Origin of the sequence: Candidatus Microthrix subdominans (assembly GCA_016719385.1) — a bacterium.
GTDB lineage: Bacteria > Actinomycetota > Acidimicrobiia > Acidimicrobiales > Microtrichaceae > Microthrix > Microthrix subdominans.
In genome coordinates this window covers 686,819-709,423 of the sequence record JADJZA010000007.1, presented here as the reverse complement: position 1 = coordinate 709,423, position 22,605 = coordinate 686,819, and the positions used below count along the sequence as shown (strand labels likewise).

22 protein-coding genes are annotated in these 22,605 nt (G+C 69.8%); 18 read left to right on the top strand and 4 right to left on the bottom strand.

Translation table 11 applies throughout. The features are described 5' to 3' along the window. Positions 1-8 precede the first annotated feature (8 nt). The 4 genes from IPN02_13440 (at position 9) to IPN02_13425 (ending at position 4,484) form a co-directional block, all read left to right on the top strand. Positions 9-386 (top strand): thioesterase, encoded by a 378-nt coding sequence (locus IPN02_13440; protein ID MBK9297807.1) that lies wholly within the window; start codon positions 9-11, stop codon positions 384-386. A gap of 5 nt (positions 387-391) precedes the next feature. After that, positions 392-1,411 carry an alanine racemase gene (locus IPN02_13435; protein ID MBK9297806.1) on the top strand — a complete coding sequence of 340 codons (1,020 nt, stop codon included), beginning with the start codon at positions 392-394 and terminating at the stop codon, positions 1,409-1,411. Between the two features lie 136 nt (positions 1,412-1,547). Continuing rightward, on the top strand, positions 1,548-2,558 hold the full coding sequence (locus tag IPN02_13430) for a flippase-like domain-containing protein (protein ID MBK9297805.1): 1,011 nt from the start codon (positions 1,548-1,550) through the stop codon (positions 2,556-2,558). Positions 2,559-2,606: 48 nt separating this feature from the next. After that, complete coding sequence (locus tag IPN02_13425) at positions 2,607-4,484, top strand: 1-deoxy-D-xylulose-5-phosphate synthase (protein MBK9297804.1); 1,878 nt, start codon at positions 2,607-2,609, stop codon at positions 4,482-4,484. A gap of 8 nt (positions 4,485-4,492) precedes the next feature. Here the strand turns inward: IPN02_13425 and IPN02_13420 are convergent, their stop codons facing one another. Continuing rightward, positions 4,493-5,017, bottom strand: coding sequence for a hypothetical protein (locus tag IPN02_13420; GenBank protein ID MBK9297803.1), 525 nt, complete (start codon positions 5,015-5,017; stop codon positions 4,493-4,495). Positions 5,018-5,254: 237 nt separating this feature from the next. On the opposite strand from IPN02_13420, the gene IPN02_13415 reads away from it, so the two are divergent. Continuing rightward, complete coding sequence (locus IPN02_13415) at positions 5,255-7,336, top strand: diguanylate cyclase (GenBank protein ID MBK9297802.1); 2,082 nt, start codon at positions 5,255-5,257, stop codon at positions 7,334-7,336. 12 nt (positions 7,337-7,348) lie between these two features. Here IPN02_13415 and mutM read toward each other — a convergent pair whose 3' ends face one another. Then, positions 7,349-8,233, bottom strand: coding sequence for a bifunctional DNA-formamidopyrimidine glycosylase/DNA-(apurinic or apyrimidinic site) lyase (gene mutM / locus IPN02_13410; GenBank protein MBK9297801.1), 885 nt, complete (start codon positions 8,231-8,233; stop codon positions 7,349-7,351). Positions 8,234-8,376: 143 nt separating this feature from the next. Here mutM and IPN02_13405 point away from each other — a divergent pair, with 143 nt between their 5' ends. Both IPN02_13405 and IPN02_13400 read left to right on the top strand, forming a co-directional pair. Beyond that, a complete protein-coding gene (locus IPN02_13405) occupies positions 8,377-9,180 on the top strand; it encodes a ParA family protein (protein MBK9297800.1) in 804 nt (267 codons plus the stop codon). Continuing rightward, the gene (locus IPN02_13400) at positions 9,180-9,692 is read left to right on the top strand and encodes a hypothetical protein (protein MBK9297799.1); all 513 of its coding nucleotides are present in this window, start codon (positions 9,180-9,182) and stop codon (positions 9,690-9,692) included. The genes IPN02_13405 and IPN02_13400 overlap by 1 nt, the downstream gene beginning before the upstream one ends. 66 nt (positions 9,693-9,758) lie before the next feature. On the opposite strand, the gene IPN02_13395 is transcribed toward IPN02_13400, so the two are convergent. Then, complete coding sequence (locus IPN02_13395) at positions 9,759-10,472, bottom strand: crotonase/enoyl-CoA hydratase family protein (protein MBK9297798.1); 714 nt, start codon at positions 10,470-10,472, stop codon at positions 9,759-9,761. Between the two features lie 197 nt (positions 10,473-10,669). Here IPN02_13395 and IPN02_13390 point away from each other — a divergent pair, with 197 nt between their 5' ends. The 4 genes from IPN02_13390 (at position 10,670) to IPN02_13375 (ending at position 14,475) form a co-directional block, all read left to right on the top strand. Further along, positions 10,670-11,173 carry a hypothetical protein gene (locus IPN02_13390; protein ID MBK9297797.1) on the top strand — a complete coding sequence of 168 codons (504 nt, stop codon included), beginning with the start codon at positions 10,670-10,672 and terminating at the stop codon, positions 11,171-11,173. A gap of 43 nt (positions 11,174-11,216) precedes the next feature. Beyond that, positions 11,217-13,109: an ABC-F family ATP-binding cassette domain-containing protein gene (locus tag IPN02_13385; GenBank protein ID MBK9297796.1), complete on the top strand. Its 1,893-nt coding sequence runs from the start codon at positions 11,217-11,219 to the stop codon at positions 13,107-13,109. A 100-nt stretch (positions 13,110-13,209) separates the two neighbouring features. Then, on the top strand, positions 13,210-13,902 hold the full coding sequence (locus tag IPN02_13380; GenBank protein MBK9297795.1) for a NifU family protein: 693 nt from the start codon (positions 13,210-13,212) through the stop codon (positions 13,900-13,902). A 42-nt stretch (positions 13,903-13,944) separates the two neighbouring features. Further along, the gene (locus IPN02_13375) at positions 13,945-14,475 is read left to right on the top strand and encodes a hypothetical protein (protein MBK9297794.1); all 531 of its coding nucleotides are present in this window, start codon (positions 13,945-13,947) and stop codon (positions 14,473-14,475) included. Between the two features lie 8 nt (positions 14,476-14,483). On the opposite strand, the gene IPN02_13370 is transcribed toward IPN02_13375, so the two are convergent. Beyond that, positions 14,484-15,329, bottom strand: coding sequence for an alpha/beta fold hydrolase (locus IPN02_13370; GenBank protein ID MBK9297793.1), 846 nt, complete (start codon positions 15,327-15,329; stop codon positions 14,484-14,486). A 121-nt stretch (positions 15,330-15,450) separates the two neighbouring features. Here IPN02_13370 and IPN02_13365 point away from each other — a divergent pair, with 121 nt between their 5' ends. The 7 genes from IPN02_13365 (at position 15,451) to IPN02_13335 (ending at position 22,522) form a co-directional block, all read left to right on the top strand. Beyond that, on the top strand, positions 15,451-16,662 hold the full coding sequence (locus IPN02_13365; protein MBK9297792.1) for an acyl-CoA dehydrogenase family protein: 1,212 nt from the start codon (positions 15,451-15,453) through the stop codon (positions 16,660-16,662). Positions 16,663-16,733: 71 nt separating this feature from the next. Next, on the top strand, positions 16,734-17,528 hold the full coding sequence (locus IPN02_13360) for an SDR family oxidoreductase (protein MBK9297791.1): 795 nt from the start codon (positions 16,734-16,736) through the stop codon (positions 17,526-17,528). A 125-nt stretch (positions 17,529-17,653) separates the two neighbouring features. Continuing rightward, positions 17,654-18,097: a MaoC family dehydratase gene (locus IPN02_13355; protein ID MBK9297790.1), complete on the top strand. Its 444-nt coding sequence runs from the start codon at positions 17,654-17,656 to the stop codon at positions 18,095-18,097. Positions 18,098-18,207: 110 nt separating this feature from the next. Continuing rightward, complete coding sequence (locus IPN02_13350; GenBank protein ID MBK9297789.1) at positions 18,208-18,885, top strand: DUF1990 domain-containing protein; 678 nt, start codon at positions 18,208-18,210, stop codon at positions 18,883-18,885. Beyond that, on the top strand, positions 18,831-20,033 hold the full coding sequence (locus IPN02_13345) for an acetyl-CoA C-acetyltransferase (GenBank protein MBK9297788.1): 1,203 nt from the start codon (positions 18,831-18,833) through the stop codon (positions 20,031-20,033). The genes IPN02_13350 and IPN02_13345 overlap by 55 nt, the downstream gene beginning before the upstream one ends. Positions 20,034-20,282: 249 nt before the next feature. Further along, positions 20,283-21,326, top strand: coding sequence for an SDR family NAD(P)-dependent oxidoreductase (locus IPN02_13340; protein ID MBK9297787.1), 1,044 nt, complete (start codon positions 20,283-20,285; stop codon positions 21,324-21,326). A 35-nt stretch (positions 21,327-21,361) separates the two neighbouring features. Next, positions 21,362-22,522: an aminotransferase class I/II-fold pyridoxal phosphate-dependent enzyme gene (locus tag IPN02_13335; protein ID MBK9297786.1), complete on the top strand. Its 1,161-nt coding sequence runs from the start codon at positions 21,362-21,364 to the stop codon at positions 22,520-22,522. Positions 22,523-22,605 lie beyond the last annotated feature (83 nt).

Below are 22,605 nucleotides of genomic sequence, written 5' to 3'. Positions count from 1 at the left end.
GAGCAGCCATGTCCATCACACCGGGACTCCGCGCCGAGATCGAAACCACGGTCGCCGAGACCGACACCGCCCAGGCCCTGGGGTCGGGCGACGTGCCTGCGCTCGCAACCCCCCGGCTGCTCGCCTGGTGCGAGTCGGCGTCGATCGCGGCGCTGGGGGATGCCCTCGAAGCCGACCGGACGACCGTCGGCATGCGGGTGCAGTTCGAACACATCGCACCCTCCGCCGTCGGCGCCACGATCACGACCGAGTCGATCCTCGAAAAAGTCGAGGGCCGCCGGCTGACGTTCACCGTGTCGGTGCGGGAGGAGGGCCGTTTGGTGGCGGCCGGCAAGGTCACCCGGGTGGCCATCGGTCGCGACGAGTTCCTGGCCAAGCTGGACTAGGCACCATGGTCCGCACCGTCGCCCAGCTCCGCACCCCCGCCCTGCTGATCGACACGCCCACCTTCGAGGCCAACCTGGCCGCAATGGACGCTGTACTGCCCGGGCCCCGGTTGCGGCCGCACGTCAAGGCGACCAAGAGCACCACCCTGGCCCGTCATCTCGCCGAGGGCGGCCATCGGTCTTTTTGCGCGGCGACACCGCGCGAGATCGAGGGCCTGGTCGCCGCCGGGCTGGTCGACGATCTGTTGCTGGCCAACGAGACCCTCGACACCGCCCGCCTGGGCGCGCTGTCCGAACGGGCCAACATCACCGTGGCGGTCGATTCGAGGGCGACGATCGAGGCGGCCGCGTCCGGCGGGGTCCGCTCGGTGCTGATCGACGTCAACGTTGGGCTACCCCGCTGCGGCTGCGAACCGGCCGAGGCCCCGGCCCTCGCCGAACTGGCCCGGTCGTCCGGGCTCGAGGTGCGAGGGGTGATGGGGTACGAGGGCCACCTGATGATGGTGACGGATCGCGCCGAGCGGGCACAGCGAACCGCTGAGGCGATGGCACTGCTCACCCACGCGGCCGACGAGGTGGGTGGCGACGTCGTGTCGGGCGGAGGTACCGGCACCTTCGACGTCAACACGTCCTGCACCGAAATTCAGGCCGGGTCCTACGCGCTGCTCGACACCGACTACGACACCCTCGACCTGCCCTTCGCCAAGGCGCTGTCGGTGCTCGCCACCGTCATCTCGGTGAGCGCAAAGGGATGGATCATCGCCGACGCCGGGCTCAAGGCCTTTGGCATGGACCACGGCAACCCCTCCTGGGACGACGGCGAGGTGTTCTTCTGTTCCGACGAACACATCACGCTGTTGCCCACCGACGCCCTGTCCTCCAACGCCCCAGCATGGAAGGTGGGCGACCGGGTGCGGCTCTGGCCCGCTCACGTCGACCCGACCGTCGCCCGCCACGAGCGATACCACCTGGTCGATGGCGACGACGTGGTCGATGAGTGGGAGATCGACCTGCGTCACTGGTAGCTCACAGCCACTGGTCGATCGCTCCGCAGCCCCGCCGACGGTCGGCAGTACCCTCGGTCGGATCACCACCGAGGACCCACACGCCCCTGGCGGACGCCCCGGCCACGCCGGCCCCGGTGTCGAACCGCTCAGCCCCATGCGGCGCGCCCTGGCGAGCACCTGGCTGCGGGTGCTGCTCAGCGCCGCCATGTTGGGCCTCCTCGTCTGGCAGCTGCCCGACGTGTCGCTCAGCGATCTCGTCCCCACCTGGACCGCCGCCACCCCGGCGTGGATTGCACTGGCGCTCGGGTTGCAGGGCACCGCATTGTCACTTCAGGCGGTTCGCTGGCAACGGGTTCTTGCCCTGTTCGACCAGCGGCTGGCGATGCGACACCTGCTGTCGATGACCTGGGCCGGGCAGTTCGTCTCCAACGTCCTGCCGACCGCCTTCGGGGGCGACGTCGTCCGCATCGCCCGCTCCGCCCCGGAGTTGGACAGCGTCGGCACCGCCTTCGCCTCGATCGCCCTGGAGCGGCTGACCGGCTGGGTGGTGTTGCCCGTGATCAGCCTGGTGGCCCTGGCCGTCCACCCGTCGTTGCTGTCGGCGGGCACCTCGACCGCCCTGGCGCTCGCCATCGACGTCGGAACCCTGATCGCCCTGGCGTCCTTGCTGATCGCAGCCGGCCATTCCTCGGTTGGGCGCGTCGCCACGGCGCGGGTGGTCGCCGACGAGAACCCCAGCGGTTGGCGGGGGCTCCTCTTCGGGGTGTACCGGGGTGTTCGCGCCGCCCGCACCTACCCGTCACGCGCCGCCACCGTGATGGCCGCAGGGGCGGCGTTCCAGTTGGTGCTTTGCGCTGCGGTCTGGGCCGAGGGGCAGATCGTCGGCATCGAGGGCCTGACACTTCTGGCCGTGCTTGCGCTGTTTCCGCCGGTGGCGATCGCCCAGAACCTTCCGATCGGGCTTGGCGGCCTCGGCGTTCGAGAGGGGGCATTGGTGATCCTGCTGGGAGCGCTTGGAACCCCGGACGCTCAGGCGATCGCCCTTGGCCTGGTGCACTACCTGGCGACGGTGGCCGTGTCGGCGCTCGGCGCTCCCGCCTTCGCCGCCGGATACCGTCCAACCAAGCCCGGCCGTGCCGACCCCGAGACACCGCTGCCTGAGTAGGCTCGTTTTTTGTACAGGGAGCGGCCCGGCATCGAAGTGCTCTCATTTGTGGAGGTGACCAGCGTGCTGCTGGAGCAAATTTCCAGTCCCCAGGACATCCGACGGATGGACCCGGCCCAACTCGCCCAGCTGGCGGAGGAGATCCGCGCGTTCGTGGTCGACGCGGTCAATGCCAGCCCCAGCGGCGGCCACCTCGGCTCCAACCTCGGCGTGGTCGAACTCACGTTGGCGTTGCACCGCAGCTTCCATTCTCCCCACGACGTGATCCTGTGGGACACCGGCCACCAGGCCTACGTCCACAAGCTGCTCACCGGCCGACGCGAAGGGTTCAGCACCCTCCGCCAGGCCGGCGGCATGTCGGGATACCCCAGCCGGGCCGAGTCCGAACACGACTGGATCGAGAACTCCCATGCCTCAACCGTGCTGTCCTATGCCCAGGGCATGGCGACCGCGCTCGAGCTGAGCGGCGGCCCCAAGCGGCACGTCGTCGCCGTCGTCGGCGACGGGGCGATGACCGGGGGGATGGCCTTCGAGGGGCTGAACAACCTGGGCCACAGCGGCCGCCGGGTGATCACCATCCTCAACGACAACGGCCGCTCCTACGCCCCGACCGCCTCCCGCTTGGGCGACAGCCTGGTCAAGCTGCGCGCCCACCCGATGTACCGGCGCAACACCGCCCGGATCGAGCGTGTGGTGCGCGACCTGCCGGGCGGCGAGGTGCTCGGGCGGGGATGGGACTCGGCCACCCACGCCCTCCGCGACATGTTCGAGCCGCCGGCGTTCTTCGAGGACCTCGGCGTGGCCTACCTCGGCCCGCTCGATGGCCACGACATCGATGCCCTCGAGCGGGCGCTCGCTGCGGCCAAGGAGATGGACGGCCCGGTCGTCGTCCACGTGCTCACCCAGAAGGGACGGGGATACGCCCCTGCCGAGAACGACTCGGTCAAGCACCTCCACGACATGGGCTCGGTCAAGCCGGGCAGCTACACCGGCGCCTTTTCCGAGGCGATCGTCGCCGAGGCCGAAGCCCGGCCCGAACTGGTGGCGCTTACCGCCGCGATGCCCGACTCGACCGGGCTGTTGCCGATGATGGAGCGCTTTCCCGACCGCGTCTTCGACGTCGGCATCGCCGAACAGCATGCGGTCACCTCCGCTGCCGGCATGGCGATGATGGGTCTCCGGCCGGTGTTCGCCGTGTATTCGACCTTCCTCACCCGGGCGATCGACCAGGTGAACCTCGACGTCGGGCTGCACCATCAGCCGGTGCTTTTCTGCCTCGACCGCGCCGGGGTGACCGGCAACGACGGGGCCTCCCATCATGGCGTCCTGGACATGGTGCTGTTGACCAAGGTTCCCGACATGGTGGTCTTCGCCCCGTCGTCCTACCAGGAACTGCCGCAGATGATGACCGACGCGCTCGACCTGTGCGACGGCCCTGCGGCCATCAGGTGGACCAAGTCGGCGGCGCCTCAGGTTCCTCCCGACCAGGTCGGTTCCGGCCTGTCCGCCCGGTGTGCACGCGCCGACGAGGACGCCGAGGTGTGCCTGATCGGCGTCGGCAGGATGCTCGCCGCTGCGCAAGGGGCCGCCGACCGCCTCGAGGCCGAAGGGGTCGCCTGCACGGTCTGGGACCCGCGCGTGGTCAAACCGCTCGACGCCGAGATGTTGGCCGACGCCGCTCGGCACCGCCTGGTCGTCACGATCGAGGACGGCGTACGCGAGGGTGGCGTCGGATCGGCGATTGCCGACTCCCTGCGAGACCTGGCTCCGGTCGGGGGTCCCGATGTGCGGGTGCTCGGCGTCCCGGTCGCCTACCTGCCCCACGGGGAGGTCGACGCCATCCTGGCCGACCTGGGCCTCGACTCCGCCGGGGTTGTCGCCGAGGTGAACGCTTGGCGCAGCGCCAAGGCCAGCCAGACCAGCTGAATTGGGGCTCAGCGGTCGTCGACGTACGGCCCTGGGTCGCCCGGCCTGAGGTTGCCGTCGCTGGACCCATCTGGCGAACCGTCGACGTGTTCGGCATCGGCGGCGGCCGTCGCCTCGCGCAGGGCGTCGAGCACCACCTGAGATGTCGTCGCCTGACGAAGAGCGCCGATCCGACCGACCACGACCGGGACGGGACGCTCACGATCGACGACGAGCGTCACGCTCCAGCCGTCACCGCTCAGCCGTAGCGACGGTCGGGGATCGGAGCGGACCGCCGCACCGACCCTGCCGACCGGTGTCGACACGATGGTCCTGCCCGCCACAGCCATCTCCAAGCGACCCGCTGCGATCGCCAGTTCGCCGCTGTCGCCGCAGCGACCCTCAGCGTCGACCCGGCGGGCGCCGACCCGCACCTCGACCCGGCCGTCGAGACGAACCACGCCGAGCGGCTGGCGTGCCCACCACAGGGCTGCAACGCGGGCGGAGATCATGCCGGTCACCCCCACCACCACCAGCACCACAGCGATCGCCACGGCGTGAAGCTACCGGAGCCGGGACGATTCACCGAGGTTGCACACCGACACGCCCGCAGCCGCAGACCTGTTGGCTGGCGGCCCCTGATGGTGATGACGTGTCCGGCGCCCCATGGACATCACCAGAGGTCGTCGGTACCCTTCGTGTTCGGATACAACCGTACGCGGTTGTGTGACCACCGTCAGGGCGCGAGCGGCAGTAGGCCTTGGAGGTGGACCGGGAAATCACCTTGGCGGATGATGAACCTTGTACCCAACAACGACTGGCAACCGGCCGGGCGATATCGACAGGTATCCGGACCAGCGCGGGTCGGGGCCGCTCGGGACGCGACCCGAACCGAGGAAGCCCTCAACGACCACGTCCGCTCCGGCCGTCACGACAACACGACACCGCCGACTCCCTTGGGTGTGCCCTTTGCTGGTGGCAGAGATCCGGACACGCCGACGACCGACCACCCCGATCCAGGCCCGGACCGCCCCGTCACCGAGTCGGACCAACGGTCGGAGGCGGGCGGGCGTCGAGTCCGACCGACCCTGGCCGTCCTCATCGGGGCGCCGACCCTGGTCGTCGTGGTCCTGGCTGCGCTGATCAGCCTCTACGCCCAGGGCGAGAACACCGCAACCGAGCGGGTCGCAGGCCGGATCAGCTCGGCACAGGATCAATACCGGGTCGCGGCCGACGCCGACCGGGCGGTCTCCCAAGCGCAGGTCGCGGTCAACCAGGGTGTGATCACCGCCACCAAACTTGCGTTGGACCGTGCCGAACGCGTGCTCCGCCGGCAGTCGGACGAGTTGACGGCCATCATCGAACGTGCCGAGAGGATTGCCGGGAACGCCGATTTCGACAGACCGCTCGCGGTGCTCTTGGCGTCGAACCGATCGTATCTGGACGGGACCCTCCGTCTGATCGAGTTTGCCCGGCGCACTCCCGATGCTGCCCAGGCGGCCCTTGGGTTCGACCGCGAGTCCTACGAGCAGCGCCTCGCCGAGCACGAGGCCCTCAGCCGGGACCTGTCTCGCGAGCTCAACCGACTGACCGCCGAGCTCGACGACCAGCGGGGCGAGGACGTCCTTCTGTTTCCGCTCCTCCCCCTTGCGCTCACAATCGTCGCGTTCGTGCTGGCTGTGTGGGCCTGGCGAGCGACCGTCAAACCGCTGCGCCGAGTCTCCCGAACGCTCGATCAGGTCGCCCATGGACATTTCCAGGTGCGCTCCGATCTGGGCGGCAACGACGACCTTGGGCGCGTGGGGCAGGCGACCGATCGCTTGGCGCAGCGCCTCGGGAACCGGTTCTCCACCCTGTCCGACGATGCCCGTCGCAACGCCCAGAACCGGGTGATCTCCGAGACGCTCGAAACCGCCGATTCTGAAGCCGCCACGTTTGCGGTCGTCGAACAGGCGATGGGACTGTTCGCTCCCGGCCTTCAGGGCGAGCTGCTGTTGCTCGACGCAACGTCGGGCGACCTCGGTGAGGTGGCAGCCAGCCCGAGTTCCGGTTCGCCCGGATGTCCGGTGACCGATCCGACCGACTGCGTGGCGCTGCGGCGCGGACAGAGCACCGTGTTCGACAGCTCCGAATCGATCAACGGCTGCCCGATGCTGCAAAACCGGCCCGGCGGGCCCATCTCGGCGTTATGCATCCCGATGACGTTCAACTCGTCCCCGCTGGGGGTGATCCATCTGACCGGGCCCGGTCAACAGCCCCCCGACGGACCCACCAGCAACCAGTTCGTAGCCTTGGCGACCCAGACCGCCAGCCATGTCGGGGCCCTGCGCACCCTCGAGTTCACCCGTCGTCAAGCGAGCACCGACGGGCTGACCGGCCTTGCCAATCGGCAGGTGATCGAAGCGAACGTCGCCCGGTTGCTCAGACAACGCACCCCGTTCGTCGTCGTGCTCGCCGACCTCGACCGGTTCAAGTCGATCAACGACCGGTTCGGACACGAGGCGGGCGATCGGGCCCTGCAGACGTTTGCCACCGTCGTGTCCCAGAACGTGCGCGGCGCCGATGTGGTCGGGCGCCTTGGCGGTGACGAGTTCGTCATCATCTATCCGGAACTCTCGGTCGCGGCGGCGGGCGAAGCGATCGAGCGCCTCCGAACCGCGTTGGGCGAGGCCGTCGCCGGCGGGCTGATCGTCCCGTTCACCGCCAGCTTCGGGCTGGTGCACTCGACGATGGGCAGCGACTTCACCGATCTGGTTCGACTGGCCGACGCCGGGCTGCTGGTGGCCAAGGAGCAGGGCCGCGACCGCACCATCGCCGCCTCCCCCGAGCTGGTCCGGCAGGTGTTCTCCGCCGAGCGTCCCACTGGGCACTGAGGGCCGGTCTCACTAACGCTGGCAGCTCCCGCACCACACCGTGGTGCGGGCATCCACCACTGCGCTGCGCAACGTCGAGCCGCAACGCAGGCACGGCAACCCGGCACGCCCATAGACCTCCAGCCGGTGTTGATGCTCGCCGCTCGAGCCATCGAGCATCCGGTAGTCGCGCAGCGTCGTTCCCCCTTCGTCGACCGCCTCGGCGAGCACGTCGACGATGGCGCCGTGGAGCGCCTCGGCTCGATGCCGACCCAGCCCGGTCCGTCGGCGGGGATCGATCCTCGCTCGCCAGAGCGACTCGTCGACGTAGATGTTGCCCAGGCCGGCGACGATGCGCTGCGAGAGCAGGGCGGTTTTGATCGTCCGCGGTGTGGCGTTGACGCCTGCCCGCAACAGCGATGGGCTGAACATTGGGTCAAACGGTTCGGGCCCCAATGCGGCCAGGGTTGGCAGCCCCGAGTAGTCGCCGTGGGCGACGACCGCCAGGCGGCCGAAGCGTCGAACATCGCTGAACACGAGCGTGCGCCGATCGTCGAGGGCCCACCAGGCGCGCACGTGGTCACCCTCCGGCGCCGTATCCGACGGCCCCGGCGCACGAGAAGGGCGCAGCGACAACACCCCGGTCATTCCCAGATGAACGATCAGCTGGGAGTCGGCCGGCGGACCAAGCTCGGTGTGGGGCGTCCGCCGTTGGGCACCGTGGGGGGCGGGCGGGGAACTCAGATCGGCCAGCAGGTACTTGCCCCGCCGACCCACCGAGACGAACCGCCTCCCGATCGCTGCGGGGGCCTGGGCGAACTTCGCCGACGGATGCCCCCACGCCTCGATCACCGTCGCCCCGGCGAGCTCTGGATCGAGGGCGGCACGGATCGTTTCGACCTCGGGAAGCTCGGGCATGGTGATACTGGTTACTGCGGGGCTCGACCGATGCCGGGGCGCCCGCAACAAACCGGTGTTCTCCCACCGTCTCAGGTAACGCTCCAAGCGGTCCTCGCGCCCCATCACCGGACACGGGACCACGGGTGGCTAGCGTTGAGTTCGTGACTCGTGTGGCAATCGTCAATCAGAAGGGGGGCGTGGGTAAAACCACGATTACCCTCGGTTTGGCCGCAACCGCCGCAATGCGCGGTGCGCGGGTGATGGTGGTCGACCTGGATCCGCAGGCCAACGCAACCTCCGGTCTGGGCGTATCCGGCGTCGTCCGAAGCGTCGACGACGCTCTGGCGAGCCCCCAGCCGGGCTCGATCGCGCAGTCGATCGTCTATTCGGCCTGGGAGCGACCGCCGCTCCGATCGATCCCTCGGGTGGCACCGAGCTCACCGCTGATGGCCCAGCGGGAGATGCAGTTGGCCACCGATCCCGTCGGCGCCCAGGACCGGCTGGCCTCTGCGCTGGTGGGCACCGAAGCCGACCTCACCCTGATCGACTGCCCGCCGTCGCTTGGGCTGCTCACGATCAACGCCCTGTTCGCCGCCACCCACACCATGATCGTCACCGAGCCGGGCGCCTGGGCCTCCGACGGCGTCGACCAGATCCTCGCCAACCTGGAGCGGGTAGCCGCCCGACGCAACGGTCTGCCCGAACTGCTGGGCATTGCGGTCAATCGGCTCGGCCGCACTCGGGATGCCCAGTATTGGCACAACGAGTTGCTCGCCACCCACGGGGACGACATCTTGCCCGCTGTGCATCAGCGGGCGGCGCTGACCGAAGCCGCCGCCCAGTCCCTCCCCATCCACGCATTAACCCGTCCGGGCGCCGAGGAAGCGTCGGCCGAGTTGGCCACGCTGTACGACGCCATGTGGGACCGCATCAGCACGGCGACCGCGATCTCCGGCGTGGCCTGATGGCGGGCTACGACCCCAAGGGCAAGCGGGCCCGCTCGGCCAAGCCTGCCGGCGACTCAACCGTGCCGATCGACGCCATGTTGAACGCCACCGGCGAGCATGCCGTCACGAACGTCGACCCAACGCCCACCCCGCCCGATGGCGTGAGCCTCGCCGACTTCGAGGCGGCCACGTTGCCGCCGGAGGCGTCTCGCGAGGGCAAGCGCAACACGGAAGACACCGAAGCGGTCGTTGTCGATCCAGTTGACGTCGAGCCGATCGACCAAGCGGCCGCCAACGACCCGGAGGATCCCACCCCGCCGGAGGCCCCCCTCCCCCTCGAGGACGTTCTTCCCGCCATCGATGACCTCCCCATCGAGGACGGTCTGCCCAGCGCTCCGGAGCGGCGCGAACCGCTCGTGCCCGCCGCCGCACCGCCGGACGAGGACGATCGTCGGCTGCTGATCGCCGCCGGAGCGGTGCTCGTCGTCACGGCGATCGCCGGCGTCATCGCCTGGCGCCGCAAGCGCTGAGCAAGGCCCACCGAGCACCGGGCTGGGCCGAGCTCAGCGGAGCGAGGCCCAGCTGCCGGGCAGCGGCTATCCGCCGACGCTGAACTCGCTGAGGTCTTGGTGCAGTTCTGCGGTCACCCGCTGGGCCAACGCCCCGCGGATGTTGGTGCGCGTCAAGCGAAAGGGCCCCGGGTGGACCCGCTCGGCCAGTCCGCTGGCCACCTCGATGGCACGGCCGGGCACCTCGGCCAGCGGGACGACCTCGTCGAGGTACCCGGCGGCGAGCGCCTGGGTGGGGTCGAGCACCTCGCCGTGCTGAGCCGACCGGGTGAACCAGGTCGGGGTCAGCCGGTCACGGACGAGCTCGACGGCGAAACGGGGCACGGGCATGCCGATCCCGACCTCGTTGAGGCCCAGCTTGTACGGGCCCCCGGCGCCGACCCGGTAGTCGACCGCCGAGCACAGGATCGCACCCATCGCCAGCGCATGGCCGGTCACGCCGAACACGACCGGCACCGGGCTGAGGTAGGCCTGCATCGCCAGGTTGGCACCCGCCTCGAGCAGATCGCGTGCCTGCTGGGGTCCGCTGGTCATCACCGACAGGTCGAACCCGGCCGAGAACTTGCCCTCGCGGCCGATGATCGCCACGGCCTTGGCCGACGCGCCCTGGTCGAGGGCGGCCGACAGAGCATCGATGATCTCGTGGCTCAGCGCGTTCGCCTTGCCGTCGTCGAGCCGGACGACGACCACGTCGCCCTCGGTGCTGACGCTGACCGTCGATTCGCTGACCTGATCACTCACGTGCTCTCCCATCGATCGTTCTGTGCCGCACCCCCGGCTGGGTGAGGCGACCATCACGATGGGCACGGTAGCCCGCTCGCTGCGGCCGGCGCCCGCCGAGCCGATGGTTCCCGACGGGTGACGTTTCGCCCGGCCGGTCCTATGCTGAGCGATGGGTCCGGTCGCACGATCGACCAGCACAAGTGGGGAGTACTGCCATGGGGTTCTTGGACAAGGCAAAGGCGATGGCCGACCAGGCGATGAGCAGCCTGGACCAGACGGTCTCACCGGAGGGCGAGAACGACCGGCGAGGCGAGCAGCTGTTTCGCGATCTCGGAGCGCTCACCTGGGCCCAGCATCGTGGATCCGCCACACAGGCGACCGCTGACGAGATCCAGGCCGTGCTCGAGGAGCTCGCCGAGGTCGATCCCAACCGATCGCTGAACGTCGGGCGCAAGCACGTCCACTCCGGCGGCACCGGGGCCGCTCCCCCGCCGCCTCCCGGGCAGGCCACCCACACGGCATCGGGTGTGTCGACCGCACCCCCACCCCCCGGCGGCCCCTCGACACCCCCACCGCCCGGCCCGGGCACGCCACCGCCCCCCGGTTACGAGGCACCCCAGCCCGCGCCGGAGCAGGGCCCCGGGAACGATTCCGACCAGCAACCGCAGCCTTCGTCATCCCCCACGCCGCCGCCCCCTCCACCCCCGCCCGGCTTCTGATCATCGAGCGCAGCGGCACCGCTCGACGCGGCGCTGATCAGCGATGAGCCGTCAGGTACTGGTCGACCTCGTCGGCGTCGGCGCATCGCGCCCGGGTCGGGACCTCCTCAGCGACGTCGACCTCACCGTTCACCGGGGCGACCGCGTGGGCATCGTCGGTATCAACGGCACGGGCAAGTCGACGCTGATGGGCATCATCTCGGGCCGGAACCGACCCGAGACCGGCACCGTGCGACGCAGCAAGGACCTGGTGGTCGCCGAGCTCACCCAGCGCCCCGACCTGGGCTCGGGAACGGTGGCCGAGGCGATCGGTGGCGGCTGGGAGGCTCACGCTGTGGCCGACCGTCTGGGCATGGGGGCCCTGCTGGACGCGCCGGTCGCCAGCCTCTCCGGTGGCCAGCTGAAACGGGCGGCGCTCGCCCGGGCGCTGGCGGTGCGCTCCGATCTGTTGCTGCTCGACGAGCCGACCAACCATCTCGACCTCGACGCGATCGCCTGGCTGGAGGAACGGCTTGCCGCCTACCAGGGCGGGCTGATGTTGATCACCCACGACCGCCACGTGCTCGACGCCGTCAGCACCTCGGTCGTCGAGCTGGAACGCGGCAACGCCCATCGTCACGAGGGTGGTTACTCCGGTTACCTCGCGGGCAAGGCGCTGCGGGAGAGCCGGGCGGCCGAGGCCGAAACCGTCCGGCGCAACCTGGCCAAGCGCGAGCTGGAGTGGCTGCGACGCGGCGCCCCGGCGCGCACCTCCAAGCCCAAGGCGCGCATCGCCACCGCCGAGGCGATCACCCAGGCCTCGGCACCGAAGGGCGAGCGCGGCGGCGGCCTCGCCCTGCACGGTGACACCCCCCGCCTCGGCGACGTCGTGATCGAACTGGAAGGCGTCGGCCACCGCTACGGCAAGAGGAGCGGGGACGACGCCTCGGACGACGACCCGACCGGCGCCGAGGCGAACGACGCCGGGGCAGGGGGATGGCTGTTCGAGAACGTCGAGTTGCGCCTGGACCCTCGGGAACGGCTCGGCATCGTCGGGCCGAACGGCGCAGGCAAAACGACGCTGATGAGCATCCTGGCCGGGCGGCTCGAGCCCACCGCCGGCACCCGCCGCCAGGGCCACACAGCGGTCACGGCCTTGTTGGACCAGACCGGTGCCCAGCTCAACCCCGCCCACCGGGTCTGGGAGGCGATCTGTGGCACCGACGGGCAACCCGACTGGCGCGACAAGGCGCTGATGGAGTCGTTCTGGTTTGACACCGACGCCCAGTGGGCCCCGGTTGGCACGCTGTCCGGCGGCGAGCAACGACGCCTCCAGCTGGTGTTGACGCTGGCCAAGCGTCCCAACGTGTTGTTTCTCGATGAGCCGACCAACGACCTCGATCTGGACACACTTCGGGCCCTGGAGGACTTCCTCGACGACTGGCCCGGGGCGTTGGTGGTCGTCAGCCACGACCGGGCGTTCCTCGAGCGCACGGTGGCCGACGTGATCGTGATGGACGGCCAGGGCTTCGCTGGACGGCGCCCAGGCGGCTTCGGTGCCTGGGAACAGGAACGCCGGCTGCGCCGTCGTCGGGGGCACGCCACCTCCGCCGTCACCGACGAGCGCAGCACCGACAAGCCCACCGCCGACGAGACGGGTGGCAGCCAGGGTGGCACGACGAAAGGGCCCGGTCGGGCGCCGCAGCCGGCGCCCGAGGATCGGCGACCCAGCCCCAACACGCTTCGGTTCCGCATGCGGGAGCTCGAACGCTCGATGAACGCCACCCGCTCCAAGCGGCAGCGGCTGACCGACGAACTGCACGGGATCGGCGATGATCACCAGCGGCTCGCCGAGGCCGGCGCCCGCTTGGCCGAAGTGGAAGCCGACCTGGAAACGGCCGAGGAGCGCTGGCTGGAGCTGGCCGACGACCTCGAAAGCCGCGGGCTCACGCCGTGAGCGACCGCACCCGACGCCCGTGGAACACCGGACGTGGCTGGGGTGTTGAGTCCTTCGCCGGTACTGTCTGATCGGCAACCACGCTTTCTTGGAGGTACCTGTGTCCGTCGACACCGACGTAACATCGACCAGCGACACGAGCACCGACGCTTCGTCGGTGGCCACCGCCGACCCGGGTGACGGGGTGGACAACGGGGTTGTGGTGCTGTCGATCACTCCAGCCGCCATGGAGGTGGTCAACGGCGTGCTGTCCACCGAACCCGACCCCGACGAGCTGGGCCTGCGGGTGGAGATCGTCGGCACCAACGGTGCGGAGTACAGCTACGACCTCAGCTTCGAAAGCCTGGCCGACGCCGCCGATGACGACGTTCGGGTCGTGCAGGACGGACTGACCGTCATGGTGCCCGCCGCAACCGTGCCCGACCTGATCGGCGCCGTGCTCGACACCCCTGCGGCGGGTTCGGCCGGCCTGGTCATCCGCAACCCCAACCGCCCGGACCCCCTGGCAGGCGTCGAGCTCGATCGTTCGGGTGACATGGCGTCCCAGGTGCAACAGCTGTTGGAGCAGGTGATCAACCCGGGCCTCGCCTCCCACGGCGGCTTCGCCACCCTGGTGGGCGTCGACGACGACAACAAGGTGTACATCACCCTCGGCGGCGGATGTCAGGGCTGCTCCATGACGCAGATGACGCTCACCCAGGGAATCCAAAAGCAGCTCAACGCCGCCATCCCCGAGATCGGCGACGTCATCGACGTCACCGACCATGCCCAGGGAGAAAACCCCTTCTACTGAGCGACCCGCGAGATTGTCACAGCCGATCGGGATGATGGGCCCATGACCTCATCACTGCTCCCTCCCGATCTCCGCAATCTGCGCGTGGCGGTGGCCCGGTGGGCGTTGGCCAACGGCCGTCCGCTCAACCGCACCGCCATCACGATCATCCTGGGCACGTCCCGCGACGACGCCAAGGCCGCCCGACGGCCGGAGCGGCGGTTCCGCTGCGCCGACCTGCCGGTGTTCCTCCATCAGATGGTGCCCGTCTACTGCGATCGAACCGGGCTGGAGGCGCCACCCCATCTCGCCGAGTCGCTCTGGACCTACCTGGCTTTTCTCGCCGATCCCGCCTCGCCGGTCGGCCTGGCGGCCCGCTCGTCGCACCCGAGGCGCCTGTTCGAGGCCTTGAGCGAGGTCGGCTTCCTCGACGCAGACGGGCGCGAGGTTCGCACACGGCGCACTCGCCGCCCGACGTCGCGCCGGGTGGGTGGCCGCTCACCGGAGGAACGCCGCGCTGCCCAGCAGCACCCGGTTGCCCGACCGGCATCGGTCACATCGTTGACGGGCCACGCACGGGTCACCGCACCGTGAGGTTGTGCTCAGCCGTCCAGGTCGAGCCACCACACCATCAGGTCGGTGACCGAACCGTCATAGTCGTGGCCGAGCTCCGGCCAGAAGGCCGTATCCAGCCGGGCGTCGTCGGCGCACGTCCTGCTGGTGAGTACGCCGGGGAACGGGGCCTTCACCGGCGCCGGCAGGTCGCAGGCGTGCGCCTCGGACATCAACCGGACCGAGTCATCCAGCGACGGGAAGGGCCCAGAGATCGTCCCGGCAACCAAATCGCCGTCGCCTCCCGCCGGCGGCACCGTGGTGTCAGAGGAGGATGTGATCAACAACACATTGGGCGGGACCTCCGGGGTGCAGCCGGCGGTGGGCAGCGCACCGGTGGTCACCACGGCGTTCACCCCTTCCGGCGCGTTGCAGGCGAGCGCCAACGCCAACATCCCCCCATTGGAAAACCCGACGATCGAGATGCGGTCCGGGTCGACGTTGGGCTGCTTGCGTACCCAGGTGATCAGGTCGTTGATGAAGGCGACGTCGCTCACCTCGTTGCGCATGCTCGCCCCACAGCACGTGCCGGCATTCCAGGAGTCATCGAGCCCGTCGGGAAACGCCACCAGAAATTCACCGGCCTGCGCTGGTTCGCCCCAGGCACCGACGTAGGCCATGCCCTCGCCCTCCATACCCAGGCTGTGCAGCGCGATCACCACCGGGTGCCGACCCGCGTCGTCGGCGACGGACTCGGGGGTGAACCAGGCGTACTCGCGTCGCTCGCCACCGGTCGAGATGCTCTTGCGCTCCATCGAGGACGACCCCCGAGCGTTCCACCACAGCGCTCCGGCGAGCACCACGGCCACGATCAGCCAGGGCCACGCGCGCCTCATGTCGACATCTCCACCGCCCAAGTGTGACGGCTGAGTGGAACCAACCCTGAACTGCCCCCGGAAATCGGCCGCCGGGTAGCATCCGCGAGCGGTCTTCCCCGACGCCGCAGAGGAGCGAGACGTGGACTTCGGACTCTCCGCGGAGGAACAGAGCTTTCGCGAGGAGGTGAGCTCGTGGATGCACGAGCATCTCACCGGCGAGTTCGCTCAGCTCGCCGGCCGGGGTGGGCCCGGCGACGAGCACTCCTTCATCGCCGAGCGCATGGCCTGGGAGCGCGAGTTGGCCTCCGGCGGTTGGACCTGCGTGGGCTGGCCCACCGAGCACGGCGGCCGAGGCCTACCGCTGCACCTCGAGGTGATCTTTCACGAGGAGTACTCCCGTGCCGGCGGGCCCGGCCGGGCCGGACTGATCGGTGAGGGCCTGCTCGGCCCCACGCTGATCCACTTCGGCAGCGCCGACCAACAGCAACGGTTCCTGCCCGGCATCGTCGACGGCACGCAGTACTGGTGCCAGGGCTACTCCGAGCCCAACGCCGGCAGCGACCTGGCCAACGTCACCACCAAGGCCCGCCTCGATGGGGACCAGTGGGTGCTCGACGGCCAGAAGGTGTGGACGTCGCTGGCCCAGTGGTCGGACTGGTGCTTCGTCGTGGCCCGCACCGAGCCGGACAGCGTCCGCCACCACGGGCTGAGCTACCTGCTGGTGCCGATGGACGGCGACGGCATCGAGACCCGGCCGATCCGCCAAATCACGGGAACCGCCGAGTTCAACGAGGTGTTTTTCGACGGCGCTCGGACCGACGCCGACCTGGTGGTCGGCGAGCCGGGCGAGGGCTGGAAGGTGGCGATGGGCACCCTGGCCTTCGAGCGGGGCGCGCTCACGCTGGGCCAGCAGGCTGCTTTTGAGCACGAGTTTCACGAGATCTGCGCCGATGCCCGCCGCACCGGCCGGTGGGATGATCCGTCCTTGCGCCAGCAACTGGCGTCGCTGTGGGTGCGCCTGCGCATCATGCGCTGGAACTCGGTGCGCAGCCTGGGCGTGGCCGAGTCGGGCGAGCTCATGCCCGAGGCGATGATCCACAAGCTGTACTGGGCCGGCCTGCACCGCGACATGGGCGAGGCCGCCATGGACGCCCTTGGGCCCGAAGCGACGCTCACCCCCTACGGCCGGGCGGACAATACCCACGACGCCGACGAGATGGAGGCGGCCCATCGGCTGTTCTTCTTCACTCGATCCGACACGATCTACGGCGGGTCCAACCAGATCCAGCGCAATGTGATCGGCGAGCGGGCGCTCGGCCTCCCCCGGGAACCCCGCCCCCCGGCCAGGTAGTGGGCCCGCCCCCATCTTCGCCCCACCAAACGACCCCCAGCACCTCCCTCCGACGAACGACAGGTAATGACATGACCGACCAGAACGCCGTGCCGACCGCTCCGCAACCGCCCCCAGGCCGACACCTGCTCGAAGGGAAGGGCGTCGTCATCACCGCCGCCGCCGGGACCGGCATCGGATCGGCGCTCGCCGAGCGATGCCAGCTGGAGGGCGCCCGCTTGGTGATCTCCGACCTGCACGAGCGCCGCCTGGGCGAGACCGCCGACCGGCTTGCCGAGCTCGGCCCCCGGCCGACCACGATCCTGTGCAACGTCACCGACGAGGAACAGGTGCAGCACCTGGTCCAGGGCTCGATCGAGGCCCTCGGCGGCATCGACGTGTGGATGAACAACGCCGGCCTGGGCGGCAACGCCCCGATCGTCGAGATGACCGACGAGCAGTGGTCGATGGTGCTCGACGTCACCCTCACCGGCACGTTCCGATGCCTGCGCGCAGTGCTGCCCCACATGTACGAGCGTGGCGGCGGGGCCGTTGTCAACAATGCCTCGGTGCTGGGCTGGCGGGCCCAGGAGCTGCAGGCCCACTACGCCGCCGCCAAGGCCGGCGTGATGGCGCTGACCCGTTCGGCCGCGATGGAGGCCGCCAAGCACGACGTGCGCATCAACGCCGTGGCCCCGAGCCTGGCGATGCACGCCTTCCTGGAGAAGGTCACCCCGGATGGGCTGCTCGACCAGTTGCGCGGCCAAGAGGCCTTTGGTCGTGGCGCCGAGCCGTGGGAGGTGGCCAACGTGATGGTGTTCCTCGCCTCCGACCTGGCCAGCTACCTCACCGGCGAGGTCATCTCGGTCTCCAGCCAGCACGCCTGAGCCGCACCCCAACGCTTCAGACCATCGAGCAGCCATGCCCCGAGTACGAAGGACCCAGCGATGAGCGACACATCCAGCCCCACCCACACCACCCACAGCCGGTCAGCCCACAGCCGGTCAGCAAGGTGGCGTTGGGCGACCTGGCCTCCCTGGTCGGCACCACCCTGGGCCCCACCGATGGCGTGGAGATCACCCAGGAGCGGGTCAACACGTTTGCCGACGCCACCGGCGATCACCAGTGGATTCACGTCGACGTCGAGCGGGCCAACGCCGAGAGCCCGTTCGGAGGCCCGATCGCCCACGGCTACCTCACCCTGTCGCTCGTCAACGACCTGATGCCCAAAATGTTGGAGGTCACCGGCACGTCGATGGGCGTCAACGTGGGAGTCGACAAGGTGCGGTTCCCGTCGCCGGTGCCGGTCGGTTCGGTTGTGCGGGGCACCGCCGAGGTGATGTCGGTCGACGAGGTCGGCGGCGGCACCCAGGCGGTGGTCCGGGTGAGCGTCACCATCGACGGTGCGGCCAAGCCGAGCTGCGTGGTCGACACGGTCAGCCGCTTCTTCCCCTGAGGATCGCTCTGAGCTCGAAGTCGGTCTTCCATTTCGGGCGCCTATCGACCGATGCGCTGGCCAAACTGGCGGCGTCGGCGACAGCGGATGCCCCAACCGCACCCGCGGGTATGGCGCACTCCCCCACGCCGCCCGGCTACCGGCGAGACCGCTGGACCCGCCGGGCCGACCACGACGATTTCGACGCCGCCCGTCGGGCGATCACGACCTGGGCGGCGCAGCGCACCGCAGGGCTCACCCTCTCGCCCCCGACGCCGGACATTGCCGTCGACACCACGCTGGCCTTCGCCTACCCCATCGGCCCCGGTTCGGTCACCGGCACGTGCCGCATCGTCGAGGTCATCGACGAGCCCGACCGGTTCGGCTTCGTCTACGCCACGCTCCCCCACCACCCCGAGCAGGGGGAGGAGCTGTTCCTCGTCGAGCGAGACGGCGAGGGCACGATCAGCCCGCATCGAGGCGGTGTGGCGACCCGGCAACCTGATCACCCGCATCGGCCTCCCGGCCACGCGCTTCTTCCAGCGCCGCGCCACCGATCGCTACCTCGTGGGCCTCACCGCCGCTCCGGTCGGAAACACGAGCCGCCGCTGAGAAGCGTCGGCTCGCGCCGGAGCGCCAGCGGTTGTTACCATGCGGTCACCAAGATCGGCAGGGGGAATCGATCCGGCCGTCGACCGCATCTAGGGTCGACACGCGCCGCCGACACCCCGCCGGCCAACCACCCGGAGGAAACATGCCCGAAGCAGTCATCGTCGCAACCGCCCGCAGCCCGATCGGTCGGGCCATGAAGGGCTCGCTGAAGGACATCCGTCCCGACGACCTGTCCGCTCAGGTGCTCACCGACCTGATGAGCAAGGTGCCCGCGGTCACCCCGGACCACATCGACGACCTGCTGATGGGTTGCGGCCAGCCGGCCGGCGAATCGGGCCACAACATCGGTCGCGCCACCGCCGTGCTGCTCGGCTGGAACCAGGTTCCCGGCGTCACGGTCAACCGCTACTGCTCGTCGTCGCTGATGACGATCCGGATGGCCGCCCACGCCATCAAGGCCGGCGAGGGCGATTGCTTCGTCGCCGCCGGCGTCGAGACGGTCAGCCGCTACGTCCACGGCATGGCCGACGGCCCCCACAACCCGACCTTCGAGGAGGCCGAGGCCCGCACCGCCAAGATGGCCGAGGGCAACGAGGCCGACTGGGCGCCCCACGACGGCCTGCCCGACCTGTACATCGCCATGGGCCAGACCGCCGAGAACGTGGCCGAGTACAAGCAGGTCAGCCGCGAGGCCCAGGACGAGTTTGCCGCCCGCTCCCAGAACCTGGCCGAGGCCAGCCTGGACAGTGGCTACTGGGCCGACGAGATCACCCCGATCACGTTGCCCGACGGCACCGTGGTGACCGACGACGACGGCATCCGGCGCGGCACGACCGCCGAGAAGCTGTCGGGCCTCAACCCGGTGTTCCGCCCTGGCGGCACGGTGACCGCTGGTAACGCCTGCCCCCTCAACGACGGCGCCGCCGGCGTGGTCGTCATGTCCGACACCCTGGCCAAGGAGCTGGGCCTGACCCCGCTGGCACGCATCGTGTCGTCCGGCGTGTCCGGCCTCAACCCCGAGATCATGGGCCTCGGCCCGGTCGAGGCGATCAAGCAGGCCCTCGGCCGCGCCAAGATGGGCATCGACGACATCGACCTGGTCGAGATCAACGAGGCCTTCGCCGCCCAGGTGCTGCCCTCGGCCGACGAGCTGGGCATCCCGATGGAGAAGCTCAACGTCCACGGCGGTTCAATCGCCCTCGGTCACCCGTTCGGCATGACCGGCGCCCGCATCATGACCACCCTGATCCACAACCTGCAGACCGAGGACAAGACCTTTGGCGTGGAGAGCATGTGCGTCGGCGGTGGCCAGGGCATGGCCATGGTGATCGAGCGCCTCAGCTGAGTGCCCGCCCCGCTCAGGGGCGACCCTCACTATCTCTAATTCACGTCAACCGCGCGTCCTCCGGGGCGCGCGGTTGCGCGTCCGCCCGGATCGATCGGGCCGAGCTGATCGCAGATTCGCCCCACGGTGATCAGGCCGGCCACGCCAACACGGCGAGGCAACGTTCGCTCACACGTTGCTCCCCCGACGATGGACACGTTGGGCCGCCGGACGTGCGGATGGCACCATGGTCGCCAACGGGAGGCACACGTGAAAGTACTGATCACCGGCGGCACCGGGTTCGTCGGCTCACACACCGCGGCAGCGCTCTTGCGCGACGGGCACCAGGTTCGGCTGTTGGCTCGGCGACCCGAGCGGATCGACAGGGTGTTCGAGCCGCTCGGCGTGCGGCCGAGCGACGTGATTGTGGGCGACGCCACCGATCGTGCCGCCGTGCACCGTGCGGTCGACGGCTGCGACGCCGTCGTCCACGCCGCCGCCACCGTCGCCCTGAAAAAGGCCGATGCTCAGCGGGTCAACCGCATCAACACCACCGCGGCCGAGACGGTGCTCGAGCTGGCGGCGGCCGCCAGGTTGGATCCGATCATCTCGGTGTCGTCGGTGGCGGTCTTCGCTCTCGAAGGCGCCTCGCTGACCGTCGCCTCGCCGCTGAGCGCCGCTTCCGAGGGCTATGCCCGGTCCAAGGGCGACGCCGAACGCTTTGCCCGCGGCATGCAGGCGGCCGGCGCGCCGGTGACGATCACCTACCCCAGCGGGGTGTTCGGCCCCCGGGTGCCCGAGCACCCGCTACCGGCGATGCACCAGGCCGCGATCGCCTTGATTCGCGACCGCTGGGTCCTCCCCAGTGGCATGAACCTTGTCGACGTGCGCGACCTTGCCGCCGCCCACACCGCAATGATGCGGCCGGGGCGCGGTCCACGGCGGTTCATGTTGGGCGGGCACTTCATCCGCTGGGGCGAGATGGCCGACATCCTCGACGAGATGACCGGCCGATCGCCCCGGCGTCGAAAGGTGCCGGGCGCGGTCATGCGGGGGCTCGGACGGTTGGCCGAAAGCGCTCCGGTGGCCCCACCGGTGGACTTCGAGCTCACCCGCGAGGCGATGGAGGATGCCACCCGCATGGTGCCCGCCGACAGTTCGGCCACGCTCGATGCCCTGGGCATGAGCTTCCGGGACCGTTGGAGCATGATCGCCGACACGTACCGCTGGCTGGTGGAAGAGGGGCACGTCGAACCCGAGTGGGCAGGTCGGCTGATGAGCAGCGCCGCGCTCGACGGCGATGCGACGCCGTGACCGTCGCTTCCGGCGCGTCGCCTGACGACCGTCCGATGCTGCCGCCCGATCACCCTCTGGCCGGGGTGGGCACCACGATCTTCGCCGAGATGGGCGCGTTGGCCGCAGCCCACGGCGCCATCAACCTGGGCCAAGGTGCGCCTGACGTCGACGGGCCGGTCGAAATGATCGAGGCGGCGGCCAGCGCCCTGCGGGCCGGACCCAACCAGTACGCGCCCGGCGACGGCATCCCGGAGCTGCGCCGCGCCATCGCCGATCACCAGGCCCGCTATTACGCCCTGAGCGTCGACCCCGATGCCGGTGTGCTGATCACCGTCGGCTGCACCGAGGGCATCGCCGCCGCGCTGCTGGGGGTGTGCGTCCCCGGCGACGAGGTGATCGCGCTCGAGCCCAGCTATGACAGCTACGGCGCCATCGCCTCCCTGGCCGGAGCGCAACTGGTACCGGTGACGCTGAGGCCGCCCGGGTGGCGCTTGAACGCCGATGCGCTCAGCGCAGCGGTGACCGATCGCACCAGGGCGATGTTGATCAACTCGCCCCACAACCCGACCGGGCGGGTGCTCGACGAGACCGAGCGGGCGGCGATCGCTCACGTGGCGGTCGAGGCCGATCTGGTGGTGATCACCGACGAGGTCTACGAGCATCTCACCTTCGACGGCAACCGCCACGTGCCGCTGGCCACGATGCCAGGCATGTTCGAGCGCACGATCACCCTGTCGTCGGCTGCCAAGACGTTTGCGCTGACCGGCTGGAAAGTGGGCTGGGCCACCGGACCGGCCGAGCTGATCGATGCGGTGCGGCGCACCAAGCAGTTCCTCACCTACACCTCGTCGGGCGCGCTCCAGCACGGGGTTGCCGCCGGGCTTGCCCTGGGGGACGCTCCGATCGCCGAGATCCGTTCGGGGCTGGTCGCCCAGCGGGACCTCCTCATCGACGTCCTCACCGATGCCGGCTTCGAGGCTCCGGTTCCCGAGGCCGGCTACTTCGTCGTTGCCGATGCCGCGTGGACCGGCGCCACAAACGGCATGGAGTTCTGCCAACGCCTGCCCGAGGCGGTTGGCGTCGGCGCGATCCCGCTGAGCTCGTTCTACCTCCAGCCCGAGCGGGCCGGAGCGTTGGTGCGCTTTGCGTTCTGCAAGCGACCGGACCTGATCGCCGAGGCCGGGCGCCGCTTGGCGGGGCTGACCCGTCCCTAGAAATCCCTGTCTGGAAATCTCCCGACAAACCCTTGACAATCGAACGTTTGTTCGTCACCATGGAGGGTACATCGCAATACCGT

Excerpts from the sequence above, each read along its gene's own strand:
- IPN02_13385 (MBK9297796.1), top strand. The coding sequence starts at position 11,217 with ATGAGCCGTCAGGTACTGGTCGACCTCGTCGGCGTCGGCGCATCGCGC.
- IPN02_13350 (MBK9297789.1), top strand. The coding sequence starts at position 18,208 with ATGGCGCACTCCCCCACGCCGCCCGGCTACCGGCGAGACCGCTGGACC.
- IPN02_13360 (MBK9297791.1), top strand. The coding sequence starts at position 16,734 with ATGACCGACCAGAACGCCGTGCCGACCGCTCCGCAACCGCCCCCAGGC.
- IPN02_13440 (MBK9297807.1), top strand. The coding sequence starts at position 9 with ATGTCCATCACACCGGGACTCCGCGCCGAGATCGAAACCACGGTCGCC.
- IPN02_13335 (MBK9297786.1), top strand. The coding sequence starts at position 21,362 with ATGCTGCCGCCCGATCACCCTCTGGCCGGGGTGGGCACCACGATCTTC.
- IPN02_13345 (MBK9297788.1), top strand. The coding sequence starts at position 18,831 with ATGCCCGAAGCAGTCATCGTCGCAACCGCCCGCAGCCCGATCGGTCGG.
- IPN02_13375 (MBK9297794.1), top strand. The coding sequence starts at position 13,945 with ATGACCTCATCACTGCTCCCTCCCGATCTCCGCAATCTGCGCGTGGCG.
- IPN02_13390 (MBK9297797.1), top strand. The coding sequence starts at position 10,670 with ATGGGGTTCTTGGACAAGGCAAAGGCGATGGCCGACCAGGCGATGAGC.
- IPN02_13430 (MBK9297805.1), top strand. The coding sequence starts at position 1,548 with ATGCGGCGCGCCCTGGCGAGCACCTGGCTGCGGGTGCTGCTCAGCGCC.
- IPN02_13370 (MBK9297793.1), bottom strand. The coding sequence starts at position 15,329 with ATGAGGCGCGCGTGGCCCTGGCTGATCGTGGCCGTGGTGCTCGCCGGA.
- IPN02_13400 (MBK9297799.1), top strand. The coding sequence starts at position 9,180 with ATGGCGGGCTACGACCCCAAGGGCAAGCGGGCCCGCTCGGCCAAGCCT.
- IPN02_13435 (MBK9297806.1), top strand. The coding sequence starts at position 392 with ATGGTCCGCACCGTCGCCCAGCTCCGCACCCCCGCCCTGCTGATCGAC.
- IPN02_13415 (MBK9297802.1), top strand. The coding sequence starts at position 5,255 with ATGATGAACCTTGTACCCAACAACGACTGGCAACCGGCCGGGCGATAT.
- mutM (MBK9297801.1), bottom strand. The coding sequence starts at position 8,233 with ATGCCCGAGCTTCCCGAGGTCGAAACGATCCGTGCCGCCCTCGATCCA.